Below are 15,048 nucleotides of genomic sequence, written 5' to 3' on the forward strand. Positions count from 1 at the left end.
ACTTCTGTAGAACAGAAAAGCTGGGGGGAAAACCCGTGGAAAAGCAGACAAAAAAAGACATCATGTTTGAACGCATGAAAGAAAAGAAAAAGGAAGTGAGAGTCGTCCGACGCATTGTTTTTATAATTGCGCTAGTCCTATTACTAATTATCGGGATTGCAGGCTTTCAAACTTATAATTACATCTCCAACGCCTTAGAACCAGTTGATCCAGATTCTGAAGAAATCATTACGGTAGAAGTGCCTATTGGGTCAAGTTTGGACAGCATTGCTGGGTTGCTTGAACAAAATGGTGTAATTGCAGACGCACGGATTTACAAATACTATGTCAAATTTAAAAATGAATCCGAATTTCAAGCAGGCACATACGACTTAGTTCAATCGATGACATTGGATGAAATTACAGAGAGTTTGAAAACGGGCAAGGTTTATCACGAACCTCTTTATACCATCAATGTTCCGGAAGGCTTAACAGTAGAAGAAATTGCAGAAAATATTATTGCGAAAAAAACCGACTATACAGCGGAAGAATTTTTAGAGAAGATTCAAGATCCTGTGTATATTGAAGAATTAATGGTTAAGTACCCAGATTTGTTAACAGATGAAATACTTGGCGACAATATCCGTTATGGGCTTGAGGGGTATTTATTTCCTGCCACGTATCCTGTGTACGAAGAAAATCCACCTTTAACAGTACTCATTGAACAAATGCTTGATACGACACAAACAAATGTGATGCAGTATCAACCTGTATTAGAAGAACTAGAGCGGTCTCCACATTGGTTGTTAACGTTTGCTTCTCTATTAGAAGAAGAAGCAACTGCACAATCGGATCGTCAAACCATTGCGAGCGTCTTTTATAATCGTTTAGAAATCGATATGCCGTTGCAAACGGATCCAACAGTGCTTTATGCAATGGGTGAACATAAAGATCGTTTGTTTAATACGGATTACGAATTTGAGCACCCGTATAGCACCTATCAAAACAAAGGATTGCCACCGGGCCCAATCGCTAATGCTGGAGTGTCTTCAATAGAGGCGGTAATCGATCCTGCTGAAACCGAATATTTTTATTTCTTGGCTGACCAAGAAGGTAAAAATCATTTTGCTAAAACATATGAACAACATTTGGTTAACCGAGATAAATATATCGGCAATTAAGAACCAAGAGAAGGAAGCGTCCTCGCTTTCCTTCTCTTTTTATGATAATATTTGAATTGATTTTTGCTGAGTCGAAAAGGAGCTTTCTTGTATGGTGAACAATCAATTATCCACAACGCTACAAGCGATTCAGGACTATGCTGTCGCGCATCATGTACCGATCATGGAAACTCAAGGCATGGGTGAACTTATTGAACTTTTAAAAGACCAACAGCCTGAAAAAATTCTTGAAATTGGTGCAGCAATCGGATTTTCCGCGATTAAAATGACCGAGGCTTTGCCCACTAGTACAGTAGATACGGTTGAACGCGATGACACGCGCTATCAAAAAGCGTTAGAATTTATCGCGCAATCCGGCTTTGGAGACCGCATCCGCATTTATCATGCAGATGCATTAGAACTCCCGCTAACTGTTTTAAAACCAGAGTATGATGCGATTTTTATAGATGCTGCAAAAGGTCAGTATGAACGCTTTTTTGATAAATATGAAGCTTTGTTAGCAAAAGGCGGTATCATATATTGTGATAATATGGCTATGCATGGGCTTTCAGATATTCCGCTATCGGAAGTGCCAAGAAGAAAGCGGACAATGATCCGGAATCTGGCGACTTTTAAAGAACATATGCTAAATGATCCTCGTTATGACACGGAATTATTGTCCTCGGGGGACGGCATTATGATTTGTAGAAAAAAATAAGCACATAAAAAAGATGTTTGCAGGGAGCTAAATGATATGTCTAAGAAACGACCGGTCGTTATTGGAATCGCAGGTGGTTCGGGCTCGGGAAAAACGAGTGTCACGAATTCAATCTACGAAGTGTTTAAAGAAAACTCAGTAGTAGTCATCGAGCAAGACTATTACTATAAAGATCAAAGCCACTTGGCTTTTGAAGAGCGTTTAGAAACGAATTATGATCATCCATTAGCATTTGATACAGATTTGCTAATTGAGCATATTAATGAATTGCTTGAACGTCGCCCGATCGAAAAACCAATCTACAATTACGCACTACATACACGTGCAGACGAAACCGTAATTATTGAACCAAAAGATGTTATTATTTTAGAAGGTATTTTAGTTCTTGAAGATGTGCGTTTACGCGAATTAATGGACATTAAGCTGTTTGTTGATACAGATGGCGACCTTCGAATCATCCGTCGTTTATTGCGTGATATCAACGAACGTGGACGGACAATTGACTCTGTCATTGAACAATATTTAACGGTTGTTCGTCCGATGCATAACCAATTTATTGAACCTACAAAACGTTATGCGGATGTAATTATTCCTGAAGGTGGACAAAATGAAGTAGCGATTGATTTAATGGTTACAAAAATTAAAACTATTCTTGAATAGATTGTAAAACTATAATATGATGATACGAGACTGACGGATGCAGGCATCCAGGTCAGCAGTTGAAGGAGTGGGAAGAATGGCTAACGAAAAACAATTTCCAATGACAGCTGCAGGAAAGCAGAAGTTGGAAGATGAATTAGACTTTTTGAAAACGATTAAACGTAAAGAAGTAGTTGAACGAATTAAAATCGCTCGTGATTTCGGTGATTTGTCTGAGAATGCTGAGTATGATTCGGCAAAAGAAGATCAGGCTTTTGTAGAAGGTCGCATTTCAACTCTTGAATCGATGATTCGCAACGCTGTTATCATAAATGAAAACGAATTAAACAAAGATATCGTTCGTTTAGGAACAACGGTTACATTTATCGAAGTTCCAGATGGCGATCAAGAATCTTATACAATTGTTGGATCAGCTGAAGCAGATCCTTTAGAAGGTCGTATTTCAAATGATTCTCCAATTGCGAAAAGCATGATCGGCCGTACAATCGGCGAACACGTTAAAGTGTTAACACCGGGTGGGGAAATGGAAATCAAGATTCTGTCAATTATGTAACAAAGCGGCCATTCTGTAAAAAGGATGGCTGTTTCTCATTAAGAAAACATTAATTGAAACGAAATTATTGGTGAAACGTCAAATTTGTCATACGGATTTAATGGTAAACTATTAAGAAAGGGGGACATCCAATGACGAACGAAGAAAAACCGTATCCCTCTCGTTTGAAGAAAAAGAAAAATCGGTCAAACACGATTTTGAATATTATGATCGGTTTGGTATTTGCATTGATTCTTATTATTGGCGTATCGATGCTATTTAGCGGGGGAAATGATCAGGCTCAAGAACCTGAAGATGTAGTAATTTCATCTGAAACCGATGAACAAACGAGCGACTCAGGAGATAGCGAAGAAACAAACGACGAACAAGCTGAACCTACAGATGAAGAAAAAGAAGCAGCTAAGAAAGCCGAAGAAGAAAAAGAAAAAGAAGATGACATTAAAGGTGGAACCATCACTCGTGAAGATTCAAGTGATCCAATTGTTGAGGAAACAATCATCAACACGAGCTGGGAGCCGATAGGCACCGAACAAAAAGGTGATCATGTTTCAGTTTATCAAAAAGATTCACAAGACTGGAATGAAAAAGTAAAAGCCGTTTCTTATGCGACAGGGCTAGATGCTAATAATATGTACGTGATGATGATCAAAAATGGCGGAGGTCCGCAAAAATCAGTCGCAACTGTGCAGTCTAAGGACGAATCAGAAAAATACCGTGTCCACCTAGAATGGGTTGATGGCGAAGGCTGGAAACCAGTTAAAATGGACGTCTTAAACACCTTGAAAGGCGCCTACTAAGAAGGCGTCTTTTTTTATGACTTAACAACGAGGCAATAAGAATATTCGAGAGAGATGAGGAATAATTAAATGAAAATCGGTGTAATCGGTGCGATGGAAGAAGAAGTACAATTATTAAGAAGCAAGTTAGAAGATGCGCGCACGGAAGAAATTGCGAAATGTGAATTTACATTAGGTACATACGAGGGGCAAGAAATTGTCTTACTCAAGAGCGGTATCGGTAAAGTAAATGCTGCCATGTCTACAACTATTCTGCTTCAACAATACCAGCCGGACATTGTTATCAATATTGGTTCTGCAGGTGGCTTTGATGAAGAACTTGAAGTGGGAGCAGTCGTGATTTCTGATGAGGTTCGCCATCATGACGTTGATGTTACCGTCTTCGGCTATGAAATGGGACAAGTTCCACAAATGCCTGCAGCGTTTACTTCTAATGAAGAATTGATAGAACTAGCTACAAAAGCAGTAAAAGACATGGGGCAACATGATTATGCAGTCGGCTTGATTGCGACGGGTGACTCATTTATGAACGATCCTGATCACGTGGCAAAAGTGCGTGAAAACTTCCCTACAATGAAAGCTGCCGAAATGGAAGCAGCTGCCGTTGCGCAAGTTTGTTACCAATTTGACGTTGCATTTGTCGTAATCCGTGCATTATCAGATATTGCAGGGAAAGAATCTTCCGTATCATTCGAGGAATTCTTGCCTAAAGCTGCAAAACATTCAACGGAAATCGTCTTTAACGTTATCAGCCAATTAGCATCGCGTATTTAACTTTAAATGGATTTGGCCAAAATAAAAAAGCTGAGGACGTTTTCTCAACGTCTTCAGCTTTTTTAAACTTTTTTCAATGTAAAAGTACTGACCATTAATAATGCGCAGATGATAAACAAAAACATATAAACAACCGGTGAAAACATCGGAATTCCGAAATATGATAAAGTTACAACTGTTCCTGCGGCCGTAATTGGCAATCCTGTACAGTACCCAGTGGATTCTGAAATGTTGAAACGCGCCAAACGGAACGCGCCAGCAGAAATATAAAACACGGTAAACACCATGCCAACAAATCCAAAGTCCGATAACACGAGTTGATAGATTAAAATGGCAGGGGCGACGCCAAAAGATAGTATGTCGCTCATTGAATCGAGTTGCTTTCCTAAATCTGATTCTTGATTGAATTTTCTTGCCACCATACCGTCAAAGCGGTCCAAAAAAGCCGCAATAAATATAAATAGCACACTAAAGCTATAAGATCCATTTAAAGTTGCCATAAGAGAAGCTCCGCCAAACAGCATATTGCCAACTGTAATGGTATTAGCGGTTTGCGACCTTAGCTTTTTTATGGTGTGATCCATTCTTTCTGTTATTAACAATGGAAAACACTCCTTCTTTTATTAAAAACTTGTTCACTCTATTATACTGCGAAAGGTAAAAAAATGGTAGACTATTTTAGCAACGGAGGCATCTCTATGAAAAAATACTTGTACCAACGTTCAATTGAACTAACGAACGGCGCTTTTACTTCAAGTTTACTTCGCCAATTTGCGAAGTCACCTAAAAGTCGCCGATTTATTCCGAGTTACATTAAAACTTACCAAATCTTAACACATGATGTAGAAAAACCAGTAGAAAGCTTTCCAACCCTGCATGATTTTTTTATTCGAAAGCTAATGCCAACTAGTCGTCCGATTTCTAAAGATTCAGTGGTATCTCCTGTAGATGGAAAAATTGAAATCGCTGGAGATTTAAATGAAAGTACACAATTTCTAGTAAAAGGACAGCATTATTCTTTGGCAGACTTGCTAGGCGATCAAGAATTGGCTAAACAATATCAGCATGGGAAATACGCAGTTCTTTATTTGTCACCTGCCGATTATCATCGTATTCACAGTCCGGTTAACGGCGACGTGAAAAAACAATATGTGCTTGGAAAAAAATCATATCCGGTAAATGCAGCGGGACTTCAGTACGGAAAAGCACCACTTAGCGGAAATTACCGAATGATTACGGAATTAGAAACCGAATTTGGCAACATGTTAGTAGTCAAAGTTGGCGCGATGTTTGTTAATTCTATTAAGTTAACGGAAACAGGAAGCGATTGGCAAAAAGGCAACGAAGTGGGTTATTTTAGTTTCGGATCAACAGTTGTGCTGTTTTTTAAAGCGAATTCCATCAAATTTGTCGAAGATATGTCTAACGGACAACGGATCAAGGTGGGAGAAGCGTTAGGAAATATGGTATAATCAATAGAATTAAGTTCGGAAAACAGGAGTGAGTAGCAGTGTATCAAAAATTTGTACCAAGTGAGTATGTCAAAGAGGTTTTTGACATAAAACCAGAAACTCTGGTGGAAAAGAATATTAAAGGCATCATTACGGATTTAGACAATACGCTTGTTGAGTGGGATCGTCCGGATGCAACGCCGAAATTAATCGACTGGTTAAAATCAATGAAAGATGCGGGAATACAAGTTGTGATTGTTTCCAATAATAACGAATTGCGCGTTAAGTCGTTTGCAGATCCGTTAGGCATTCCGTTTATCTATCAAGCACGTAAGCCAATGGGCCGAGCTTTTCGAAAAGCGCTTCGCATTATGGAAGCAAAACGCGACCAAGTAGTAGTGATTGGCGATCAAATGTTAACGGATATTTTCGGAGGCAATTTGAATAAAATGCATACCATTCTTGTATTGCCGGTGGCGCAGTCAGATGGCTTTTTTACCCGTTTTAATCGAAAAGTCGAACGCAAAATTATGAAAAAGTTAAAAGAAAAAGGACAATTGATGTGGGAGGAAAAAAATTGAGTGAAATGCCAACTTGCATCGGATGCGGTGTACAGATTCAAACTGAAAACAAAGAAGAGGTAGGATATGCTCCGCCATCTTCGTTAGAAAAAGAAGAAATTATATGTCAACGTTGTTTCCGTCTGAAAAACTACAATGAGCTTCAACCAGTCTCGTTAACAGATGATGATTTTTTACGGATTTTAAACGGTCTCGGAGAACGTGATGGCCTAATCGTAAAAATTGTTGATATTTTCGACTTTAATGGCAGCTGGCTTCCGGGTCTTCACCGTTTTGTTGGGAACAATGATATTTTATTAGTTGCCAATAAAGCAGATTTATTGCCGAAATCGGTTAAACAACATAAACTGATTCACTGGATGAAACAAGAAGCGAGAAAATTAGGATTGCAGCCAATTGATGTCTTAACGGTCAGCGCTCATAGAGGCACGGGAGTTCCTGAAGCGATGGAAGCAATTGAAAAATACCGCAAAGGCAAAGATGTTTATGTAGTCGGCTGTACAAATGTTGGGAAATCAACATTTATCAACCGCGTCATCAAACAAGCAACGGGACAATCAGATGTCATTACGACTTCTCATTTCCCAGGTACGACATTGGATATGATTGAAATTCCATTAGATGACGAACGTTCGTTGTTCGACACACCAGGAATTATCAACCATCACCAATTAGCGCATCACCTGAAAACAGCAGATTTAAAGCAAATTATGCCGAAAAAAGAAATTAAACCACGTGTTTTCCAATTGAATGCAGAACAAACCTTATTTGTAGGCGGATTGGCGCGTTTTGATTTTATTAAAGGCGAACGTTCTTCGTTTACTGTTCATATTGCGAATGATTTACCCATTCACCGTACGAAACTAGAAAATGCAGATGCTTTATATGCACAACATTTGGGCGATATGTTAGCTCCACCTTCAGCTGAATATAAAGACGATTTTCCAGAATTGGTACGTCACGAATTTAGTATTAAAGATGCAAAAACTGATATTGTGTTTTCCGGACTTGGATGGATTACGATTCAGCACGGCAACGCAGTTGTAGCAGCTCATGCACCTAAAGGTGTAGAGGTAATGTTACGTCCATCGTTAATCTAGGAGGTTTTCAGATGAAGAAATGGTTCGCGGTGATTGGTGACCCAATCTCCCATTCTCTATCTCCATTCATGCATGAAACATGGTTTGCTGAACATGGCATTGATGCAGCTTATCTGCCGATCCATGTCGAACCGTCGCAGCTTGAAAAATCATTTGAGGCGATGAAAACTTTAGGGGTTAGCGGATTTAATATTACGCTTCCGCATAAGCAATCTATCGTTCCATTACTTGGAAAGTTAGAAGAAAGTGCGATGCAAATGAACGCTGTAAACACGGTGAATTTGGTTGGGTCGGAGTATGTTGGGTCAAATACCGATGGGGACGGCTTTGTCCGCTCTTTGCTGGTTCATTCAGTTGACAAAACTGCTAAAGTGTTGCTAATTGGAGCAGGCGGGGCGGCAAGAGGTATCGCATTTGCTTTAAAACGCGCTGGGTTCACGGATGTTACAATCACAAACCGGACATACCGTCGAGCAGAAGAACTGGCTGTTGATACAAATGCTTCGGCTATTACTTTGGTCGAATCAGAAGAACGGTTAGCTGATTTTTCGATTTTAATACAAACGACATCGGTCGGTTTAGCATCAGGTGAAGCTTTGCCAATTTCTTTAGATCGAGTGAAGCCAGAAACTTTAGTGGCGGATATTATTTACAATCCGCTGGAAACACCTTTTTTGAAAAAAGCACAAGAAAAAAATTGCATCACTGTAAATGGTGTCGGCATGTTTGTTTATCAAGGTGCAATTGCATTTGAAAAATGGACAGGTATCAGACCAGATACGGAAAAAATGATTCAATTGATTACAGAAAAACTAGGAGGCACTTATGTTAACAACTAAACAAAAAAGCTTTTTGAAAAGCGAAGCACATCATCTTGCACCAATTTTCCAGGTAGGTAAAGGCGGCGTTAACGATGCAATGCTTGTCCAAATCAAAGAAGCATTAGAAAAGCGTGAATTAGTAAAAATTAGCATCCTTCAAAACAATGAAGATGGTAAAGAAGAAGTGGCAAAAGCTCTTGCAAAAGGGACAAAATCACAATTGGTTCAATTAATTGGCCATACAGTGGTTCTTTACAAACAATCGGTCAATAATAAGCGAATCGAGTTACCGGTTAAAAGATGAAAAAAGTAGGGATATTAGGCGGAACATTTAATCCGCCTCATCTCGGCCACTTAATCATGGCGAATGAAGCGCTTCTCGAGGCAAATTTAGATGAAGTGCGCTTTATGCCCAATTATATTGCTCCTCATAAAGACGTTGCAGGTGTGAGTGCCGAACAGCGACTAGCGATGACAAAGTTGGCAATTTCGGATCATCCTCAGTTTAAAGTAGAAGATTTCGAGATCAAGAACGGTGGCGTATCTTATTCGTTTAATACATTGACCAAACTGATCGAAAGAGAACCCAATGTAGAATTTTATTTTATTATCGGTGGGGATATGATTGAAGGATTGTCAACTTGGCATCGGATTGATGAGTTAGTCAAGTTGATTCGCTTTATTGGGGTTAGTCGTCCGGGTTATAATGCGGTAACGCCTTATCCAGTCATGATGATTCGTTCGCCAGAATTATTGTTATCCTCTACGATGTTAAGAGAACGTGCCGCTGCCAATCGATCACTATTATATTTAGTGCCCGAAAAAGTGGAAGCTTATATTCGAAAGGAGCGTTTATATGGATCACAACCAAATGCTTCAGACCGTTAAAGAGCGGCTTCCTGAAAAACGATATACACATGTCTTAGGTGTAGTTGATACCGCTATTGACTTGGCTAGAGAATTTAACGTTTCCGAGTCAAAAGCAAAAACGGCTGCAATTTTGCATGATGTAGCGAAATTTTCAGATCGAGACTGGATGAAGTCCATAATTGTGTCTGAAAATATGGATCCATTATTGCTTGAATATCACGCTGAACTTTGGCACGCTCCTGTAGGTGCTTATTTAGCAAAAACTGAGTTCGGTGTAGAAGATGAAGATGTGCTTAATGCAATTCGTTATCATACGACGGGGCGTGAAAGTATGTCTGATTTGGAAAAAGTCGTCTATATTGCTGACTTAATTGAGCCGAATCGTAAGTTTACAGGTGTTGAAGAATTGCGACAATTAAAAGAACAAGGATTGGATGTTATGATGGAAGCCTCGGTCAAACATTCCATCGAATTTTTAGAATCGAAAAATCAACCGGTATTTCCGGATTCACTGAAGTGTTTGAATAGCTTCGTGCAACAGAAAGGGAAAGTGAAAGAATGACAAAAGAAACTTTACTACAAGTAGCGTATAACGCAGCAGAAGATAAAAAGGCAGAAGATATCGTTGTTTTAAATATGGAGGGAATTTCGTTATTGGCTGACTATTTTGTCATCTGCACAGGGAATTCTGATCGCCAAGTTCAATCAATCGCAAAAGAAATTATGGACAAAGCTCACGAAGAAGGTCATGAAGTGAAAAGCGTCGAAGGTTTCGACTCTGCACGTTGGGTCTTAGTTGACCTTGGTGACGTTGTAGCCCATGTTTTCCATAAAGACGAACGCTCGTATTACAACCTTGAACGTCTGTGGAGAGAAGCTCCGCAAATGGAAATATGAAATACGGAAAATTTGCCGCAGTCTATGATGGACTGATGGAAGATATTCCTTATGACAAGTATGTGGAATGGGTCGCTTCCAACGTTTCATCAGGCACATTGCTGGATGTAGCGTGTGGGACCGGCACATTGTCACAGCTTTTTGCTGAAATGGGCTATGACGTAACTGCGAGTGATTTGTCTGAAGACATGTTAACTGTGGCCAATCAGCGGTTCCAAGAAGCAAATCAAGCAATTCCAGTACTTCAATTGTCTATGGATAATTTAGAGGGGTTAACTGGTTTTGATATTGTGACGATTGCGATTGACTCACTTAATTATTTGCAAAGCGAAGAACAAGTTCAGCAAACATTTAAGGAAGTTTACGATGCTTTAAATCCTGGAGGTCATTTTTTCTTTGATGTCCACTCGGTCTTTAAAATAGATACTGTTTATATGAACAGTCCATTTGTTTACGATGCTGAAGAGATTGCGTATATTTGGCATACAGAGCCAGGTGAAGCTTCACATAGCGTCATTCACGATATGACTTTTTTTGTTCAGCAAAATGACTTGTTTGAGCGGTTTGAAGAAACTCACGAACAGCGCACTTTTCCGATTGAGACATACAAAAAATGGCTAGAAGCCGCTGGATTTACTGTAGAATCTGTGACGGCCGATTTTTCAAGTCAGTCTCCTGATGACGAAAGTGAACGTGTTTTCTTTTACGCAAAAAAATGAGCAAAACCATCTGCATCTTGCAGATGGTTTTTTGTTTTATTCAACAATAGACAAAGATCTTCTAATTATTATATAATTCAAACAGCTTCTATTTAATTGCCTTCTGAAGAAACGAGGAACATAAGTGAAATTTTCCGAACTTCAGAACAAGCCTGTATGGTTGCTGATCCCCGCAGTTGCCATTGCGCTGCTTTTGATTTATTTAATGGCTCCTCAACAACAAGAGTCATCTCCAGCTGCTGCTCTTGAATTAATCAACGCTGAATCCCCTCAGCAGACAGAAACCCCAATAGTGGCAATACCCGAAACAGCCACACATTTAATGATTGACGTGAAAGGCCAAGTGCATAAGCCTGGTGTCTATGAGCTAAAAACAGGATCCCGCATGCAAGATGCTATTCAAGCAGCGGGAGGTTTTACCCCTGAAGCGGATAGTCGTGCGATTAATTTGGCGCTCATTGTCGCAGACGAAACCAGTCTTTACGTGCCAGCGATTGGAGAAGAAGAAGTTGCTCCAATATCGCCTCAGACTGCCACAGCTAGTGGTAGCGGCTTACTAAATATCAACCAAGCAACCGAAGCGGAGTTGATGGAACTCCCTGGCATAGGCCCTTCTAAAGCTGCTGCGATTCTTGCTTATAGAGAGGAGATAGGGAAATTTAATGCGCCTGAACAATTAACAGAAGTAACGGGTATTGGCGATAAAACATTTGAAAAACTAAAAGATCTAATCGTCGTGAAATAAAAAGAACACACTAAAAGGCAGTTGACGAAAATGCCTCCTCTGCTACACTTATTTTAACTAAATCAGCAGGAGGCAATTAAATGAAGCGAATAACTTGGGATCAATTTTTCATGGCACAAAGCCATTTGCTCGCACTTAGAAGCACTTGTACACGACTTGCTGTCGGTGCAACGATTGTACGCGATCGGAGAATTATGGCTGGAGGCTATAACGGATCAATTTCAGGCGGAGACCATTGTATTGATAAAGGCTGTTATGTTGTCGATGGACACTGTGTTCGAACCATTCATGCAGAAATGAACGCGTTATTGCAATGTTCAAAGTACGGCGTCAGTGTCAATGGAGCTGATATGTATGTAAGCCATTTTCCGTGCCTGCAATGCACCAAGTCAATTATCCAATCAGGAATTGCCCGCCTTTATTACGCTTCTGATTACAAAAATCACGAGTATGCGATCGAATTATTAGAACAGGCTGGGGTAGAAGTAGTGCAAGTCATGTTTGATGAGCGAAAAATCGATTTTTTAAGTGTCGAAAAATCAGCTCTTTATATCGAACTGCTGGATAAATTGCGTGAAAAAGGTGGAAGTGAAGAAGAATTGGCCCATTATAGTGAACGGGTGAATGAATTATTCGGAGAAATCGAAGTATAACAAAGAGTCCTATTCTCTACGTAGCAATAGCTACGATTATGGCTACATATGCAGCGCATGAAACAGCGGTTCAACTCGTGTTCATGGCGCTGCTTTTTAGTTGGATGTATTGGAAAAAAGAAAAGTGGACATTTATTGTGTTGATCCTTTTATTTGGTTGTACTGTTTATATCGTACAAGATTTACGGAGTCAGGATTTCGCAGATTATTCACAGCCTTATTCAGGGGAACTAATTTTTCGTGAGGATGCAGTTATTGATGGAGACAGTCTTAGAGGATTTGCAGAAATACAAGACGGTACACTAGTTTATGCTCGGTACCGATTAACATCAAATGAACAAAAGCTTCAAATAGGAAGTATACTACTCGATTCCAAATTCTTAGTAAATGGTGTATTTGAGCCCGCTTCACCGCCTTCCCATCGTTATTCATTTAATATGACTAATTATTTACGTCATAATGGAGCAGCTTCGCTACTAAAAATTGAATCGATAACTGGCGTGGTGAAAAATAAGACGTGGGTAAGTTATTTATATAAAAGAAGAGAACTGTTCCAGCATCATATTCGCGAGCATTTTCCTGAAAATTTGGCAACAGAAGCAGAAGCGCTATTGATAGGAGAACGTGAGAATATGGACCCGGAGGATCAGCGCATGTATCAAACGCTTGGTATTTCTCATTTGTTTGCAATCTCTGGGTTGCATGTGGGTATTGCTTCAGGTTTGTTATATGTTCTGCTTATACGATTGCATATTCGAAAAGAAACAGCATTAGTTGTGTTGTTAGGCGTTTTGCCTTTGTATGCAGTGATTGCAGGCGGAGCTCCGTCAGTTTGGCGAGCAGTTTGTATGGTTGTAATCATCACTTGTGGAAAATTAATAAACTTCAAGGTTCCAATTGCAAATGTTATGTTAACTAGCGTTGTATTTTTTGTTTTATGGAATCCATATGGTATGTATAAAATTGGCTTTCAACTATCATATGGGGCAACGTTTGGTATTATTTATTCGATGAAACAATTAAGTGCTATCAAATCGCCCGTGAAAACAGGGTTTATGATTACATTTATCTCCCAAGTGACGCTGTACCCATTCCTGCTTTTTCATTTTTATGAGTTGTCATTGTCAGCTTTTATTGTAAATAGTTTGTTTGTTCCATTGTTTACGTTAATTATTTTACCGGCGAATTTTTTATTATTATTTTTAACAGCTGTTTTTCCACCAGCAGCAAACTTTGTTTTTTATTTCTATGAACCGTTACGTCAACAGATTGATGCGTTAATGAATGGATTGGCGAGCTTACCGTATCAAGTGTGGGTGCCAGGAAAACCCGGACTTGTGATATTCGTCTTGTTGAAGAGCAGTGTTTACTTTTTTTATTGTGCTGTTGAACGCAAGTTTCGCTGGCGGCATTTGCTGATTTTAATAGTGCCAGCATTGTTATTTACATTAATGCCGTATATGGATCCGCGTTTAAAAGTAACTTTTTTAGATGTGGGACAAGGTGATAGCGCAGTTATTGAATTGCCTTACCGTCAAGCTGTTTACTTAATAGATAGTGGCGGCTTACTTCGATTTGATGTTGAAGCTTTTAAAGAAAAAAAGCGACCATATGAAATTGGTCGACAAATTGTAGCGCCTTATTTAAAAGGCCAAGGCATTTCATCACTCGATGCTTTGATTCTTTCACATCCCGACGCAGACCACGCAGAAGGAGCAGAAGAAATCTTCGAGTTGTTTCAAGTGGAAGAGCTGCATGTAACACCGGGATCTGCGTCAAATACTTTAATGCAAGAACTTGCACCGTTCACCACAGAAGCAAAAGTGGTATTTCCTGCTGCAGGATCTAATTGGGGTATAGGCGAAACCGATTTTATTTATTTGTCGCCTGCTGATGCAAAATATGAGGGCAATAACGATTCACTTGTACTTTTAATGAAAACGGGAAGTTACCGAATTTTATTTACAGGAGATTTGGAAGCTGAAGGTGAAAAAGTCTTATTGAATACTTATGGAGAAGAACTCGCGGGATTAACAGTGCTAAAAGTTGGGCATCACGGCAGTAAAACGTCTAGCAGTGAAGAATTTTTAACAGCGCTTGCTCCGCAATTGTCCATTTTCTCAACAGGTAAAGACAACCGTTATGGTCATCCAAGTCCAGAAGTAGTCGAGCGGTTCAATCAATTAAACCTAAAAACTTTAAACACTGCAGACAATGGCACCATTGAGTTGCGATATGATAAAAATGGAATTCAACTCGAGACCATGCGCTGAAGTCTAGACAAAGAAAAGCGAAAGCGCGCAAATCCATTACAAAATAAAAAAAGGTTTTGGTTATAAAAACCAAAACCTTTTTTTGATTTAATTACCGCGCAGCGAACTGTACAAGTCCAGCGATGATAAAGATAAGGGCGAAAAATCCAAAGGATACGACGAAGCCCATTCCCGCGTCGATTGCATCGTTACGTTTGGACTGTACATTCTGTTCAAATTCATTCATTGAAATCCCTCCTAATTCCTTATAATTATAAGCGAAGACTCAACAAAAATCTAGATTGAAGTAAACTTATA

Annotated in this window: 20 protein-coding genes; 18 read left to right on the top strand and 2 right to left on the bottom strand. The window is 39.5% G+C overall.

Annotation, left to right across the window (positions count from 1 at the left end; genetic code table 11):
• Positions 1-35: 35 nt before the first annotated feature.
• The 6 genes from mltG to mtnN all read left to right on the top strand — a co-directional run bounded on the left by mltG (position 36) and on the right by mtnN (position 4,641).
• Entirely contained in the window at positions 36-1,160 is a 1,125-nt protein-coding gene (gene mltG / locus BCM40_RS06950; protein WP_156851269.1) for an endolytic transglycosylase MltG, read from the top strand.
• A 91-nt stretch (positions 1,161-1,251) separates the two neighbouring features.
• Positions 1,252-1,857 (top strand): O-methyltransferase, encoded by a 606-nt coding sequence (locus tag BCM40_RS06955; protein ID WP_065526569.1) that lies wholly within the window; start codon positions 1,252-1,254, stop codon positions 1,855-1,857.
• Positions 1,858-1,893: 36 nt separating this feature from the next.
• Positions 1,894-2,517 carry a uridine kinase gene (gene udk / locus BCM40_RS06960; protein WP_065526568.1) on the top strand — a complete coding sequence of 208 codons (624 nt, stop codon included), beginning with the start codon at positions 1,894-1,896 and terminating at the stop codon, positions 2,515-2,517.
• 76 nt (positions 2,518-2,593) lie between these two features.
• A complete protein-coding gene (gene greA, locus BCM40_RS06965; protein WP_008431563.1) occupies positions 2,594-3,070 on the top strand; it encodes a transcription elongation factor GreA in 477 nt (158 codons plus the stop codon).
• Positions 3,071-3,201: 131 nt separating this feature from the next.
• Positions 3,202-3,867, top strand: a complete 666-nt coding sequence (locus tag BCM40_RS06970; RefSeq protein WP_065526567.1) for a DUF1510 family protein — start codon at positions 3,202-3,204, stop codon at positions 3,865-3,867.
• Positions 3,868-3,936: 69 nt separating this feature from the next.
• Entirely contained in the window at positions 3,937-4,641 is a 705-nt protein-coding gene (gene mtnN, locus BCM40_RS06975; RefSeq protein WP_065526566.1) for a 5'-methylthioadenosine/S-adenosylhomocysteine nucleosidase, read from the top strand.
• A gap of 62 nt (positions 4,642-4,703) precedes the next feature.
• Here the strand turns inward: mtnN and pssA are convergent, their stop codons facing one another.
• Positions 4,704-5,243, bottom strand: coding sequence for a CDP-diacylglycerol--serine O-phosphatidyltransferase (gene pssA, locus BCM40_RS06980; RefSeq protein ID WP_065526565.1), 540 nt, complete (start codon positions 5,241-5,243; stop codon positions 4,704-4,706).
• A 96-nt stretch (positions 5,244-5,339) separates the two neighbouring features.
• Between pssA and BCM40_RS06985 the strand changes: the two genes are divergently transcribed.
• The 12 genes from BCM40_RS06985 to BCM40_RS07040 all read left to right on the top strand — a co-directional run bounded on the left by BCM40_RS06985 (position 5,340) and on the right by BCM40_RS07040 (position 14,751).
• Complete coding sequence (locus tag BCM40_RS06985; RefSeq protein WP_065526564.1) at positions 5,340-6,113, top strand: phosphatidylserine decarboxylase; 774 nt, start codon at positions 5,340-5,342, stop codon at positions 6,111-6,113.
• 38 nt (positions 6,114-6,151) lie between these two features.
• The gene (locus BCM40_RS06990; protein ID WP_065526563.1) at positions 6,152-6,673 is read left to right on the top strand and encodes a YqeG family HAD IIIA-type phosphatase; all 522 of its coding nucleotides are present in this window, start codon (positions 6,152-6,154) and stop codon (positions 6,671-6,673) included.
• A complete protein-coding gene (gene yqeH, locus BCM40_RS06995) occupies positions 6,670-7,773 on the top strand; it encodes a ribosome biogenesis GTPase YqeH (protein ID WP_065526562.1) in 1,104 nt (367 codons plus the stop codon). Before BCM40_RS06990 ends, yqeH begins: the two co-directional genes overlap by 4 nt.
• A gap of 11 nt (positions 7,774-7,784) precedes the next feature.
• A complete protein-coding gene (gene aroE / locus BCM40_RS07000; RefSeq protein WP_065526561.1) occupies positions 7,785-8,612 on the top strand; it encodes a shikimate dehydrogenase in 828 nt (275 codons plus the stop codon).
• A complete protein-coding gene (gene yhbY, locus BCM40_RS07005; protein WP_008431574.1) occupies positions 8,599-8,898 on the top strand; it encodes a ribosome assembly RNA-binding protein YhbY in 300 nt (99 codons plus the stop codon). Before aroE ends, yhbY begins: the two co-directional genes overlap by 14 nt.
• Entirely contained in the window at positions 8,895-9,482 is a 588-nt protein-coding gene (locus tag BCM40_RS07010; protein WP_065526560.1) for a nicotinate-nucleotide adenylyltransferase, read from the top strand. Before yhbY ends, BCM40_RS07010 begins: the two co-directional genes overlap by 4 nt.
• Positions 9,451-10,026, top strand: a complete 576-nt coding sequence (gene yqeK, locus BCM40_RS07015) for a bis(5'-nucleosyl)-tetraphosphatase (symmetrical) YqeK (RefSeq protein WP_065526559.1) — start codon at positions 9,451-9,453, stop codon at positions 10,024-10,026. The genes BCM40_RS07010 and yqeK overlap by 32 nt, the downstream gene beginning before the upstream one ends.
• The gene (gene rsfS / locus BCM40_RS07020) at positions 10,023-10,361 is read left to right on the top strand and encodes a ribosome silencing factor (protein ID WP_008431578.1); all 339 of its coding nucleotides are present in this window, start codon (positions 10,023-10,025) and stop codon (positions 10,359-10,361) included. Before yqeK ends, rsfS begins: the two co-directional genes overlap by 4 nt.
• Positions 10,358-11,080, top strand: a complete 723-nt coding sequence (locus tag BCM40_RS07025; protein ID WP_065526558.1) for a class I SAM-dependent DNA methyltransferase — start codon at positions 10,358-10,360, stop codon at positions 11,078-11,080. Before rsfS ends, BCM40_RS07025 begins: the two co-directional genes overlap by 4 nt.
• Positions 11,081-11,204: 124 nt before the next feature.
• Positions 11,205-11,825, top strand: coding sequence for a helix-hairpin-helix domain-containing protein (locus BCM40_RS07030; protein WP_083394481.1), 621 nt, complete (start codon positions 11,205-11,207; stop codon positions 11,823-11,825).
• Positions 11,826-11,905: 80 nt separating this feature from the next.
• On the top strand, positions 11,906-12,478 hold the full coding sequence (locus BCM40_RS07035) for a ComE operon protein 2 (RefSeq protein WP_065526557.1): 573 nt from the start codon (positions 11,906-11,908) through the stop codon (positions 12,476-12,478).
• Positions 12,479-12,516: 38 nt separating this feature from the next.
• Positions 12,517-14,751 (top strand): DNA internalization-related competence protein ComEC/Rec2, encoded by a 2,235-nt coding sequence (locus tag BCM40_RS07040; protein ID WP_065526556.1) that lies wholly within the window; start codon positions 12,517-12,519, stop codon positions 14,749-14,751.
• A gap of 91 nt (positions 14,752-14,842) precedes the next feature.
• On the opposite strand, the gene BCM40_RS16265 is transcribed toward BCM40_RS07040, so the two are convergent.
• Positions 14,843-14,977 carry a YqzM family protein gene (locus tag BCM40_RS16265; RefSeq protein ID WP_008431587.1) on the bottom strand — a complete coding sequence of 45 codons (135 nt, stop codon included), beginning with the start codon at positions 14,975-14,977 and terminating at the stop codon, positions 14,843-14,845.
• Positions 14,978-15,048 lie beyond the last annotated feature (71 nt).

Origin of the sequence: Planococcus donghaensis, from assembly GCF_001687665.2 — a bacterium.
GTDB lineage: Bacteria > Bacillota > Bacilli > Bacillales_A > Planococcaceae > Planococcus > Planococcus donghaensis.

Coding starts and splice junctions, on each gene's coding strand:
- BCM40_RS06955 (WP_065526569.1), top strand. CDS start 1,252: ATGGTGAACAATCAATTATCCACAACGCTACAAGCGATTCAGGACTAT.
- udk (WP_065526568.1), top strand. CDS start 1,894: ATGTCTAAGAAACGACCGGTCGTTATTGGAATCGCAGGTGGTTCGGGC.
- greA (WP_008431563.1), top strand. CDS start 2,594: ATGGCTAACGAAAAACAATTTCCAATGACAGCTGCAGGAAAGCAGAAG.
- BCM40_RS06970 (WP_065526567.1), top strand. CDS start 3,202: ATGACGAACGAAGAAAAACCGTATCCCTCTCGTTTGAAGAAAAAGAAA.
- mtnN (WP_065526566.1), top strand. CDS start 3,937: ATGAAAATCGGTGTAATCGGTGCGATGGAAGAAGAAGTACAATTATTA.
- BCM40_RS06985 (WP_065526564.1), top strand. CDS start 5,340: ATGAAAAAATACTTGTACCAACGTTCAATTGAACTAACGAACGGCGCT.
- aroE (WP_065526561.1), top strand. CDS start 7,785: ATGAAGAAATGGTTCGCGGTGATTGGTGACCCAATCTCCCATTCTCTA.
- yhbY (WP_008431574.1), top strand. CDS start 8,599: ATGTTAACAACTAAACAAAAAAGCTTTTTGAAAAGCGAAGCACATCAT.
- BCM40_RS07010 (WP_065526560.1), top strand. CDS start 8,895: ATGAAAAAAGTAGGGATATTAGGCGGAACATTTAATCCGCCTCATCTC.
- yqeK (WP_065526559.1), top strand. CDS start 9,451: ATGGATCACAACCAAATGCTTCAGACCGTTAAAGAGCGGCTTCCTGAA.
- rsfS (WP_008431578.1), top strand. CDS start 10,023: ATGACAAAAGAAACTTTACTACAAGTAGCGTATAACGCAGCAGAAGAT.
- BCM40_RS07025 (WP_065526558.1), top strand. CDS start 10,358: ATGAAATACGGAAAATTTGCCGCAGTCTATGATGGACTGATGGAAGAT.
- BCM40_RS07035 (WP_065526557.1), top strand. CDS start 11,906: ATGAAGCGAATAACTTGGGATCAATTTTTCATGGCACAAAGCCATTTG.
- BCM40_RS07040 (WP_065526556.1), top strand. CDS start 12,517: ATGGCTACATATGCAGCGCATGAAACAGCGGTTCAACTCGTGTTCATG.
- BCM40_RS16265 (WP_008431587.1), bottom strand. CDS start 14,977: ATGAATGAATTTGAACAGAATGTACAGTCCAAACGTAACGATGCAATC.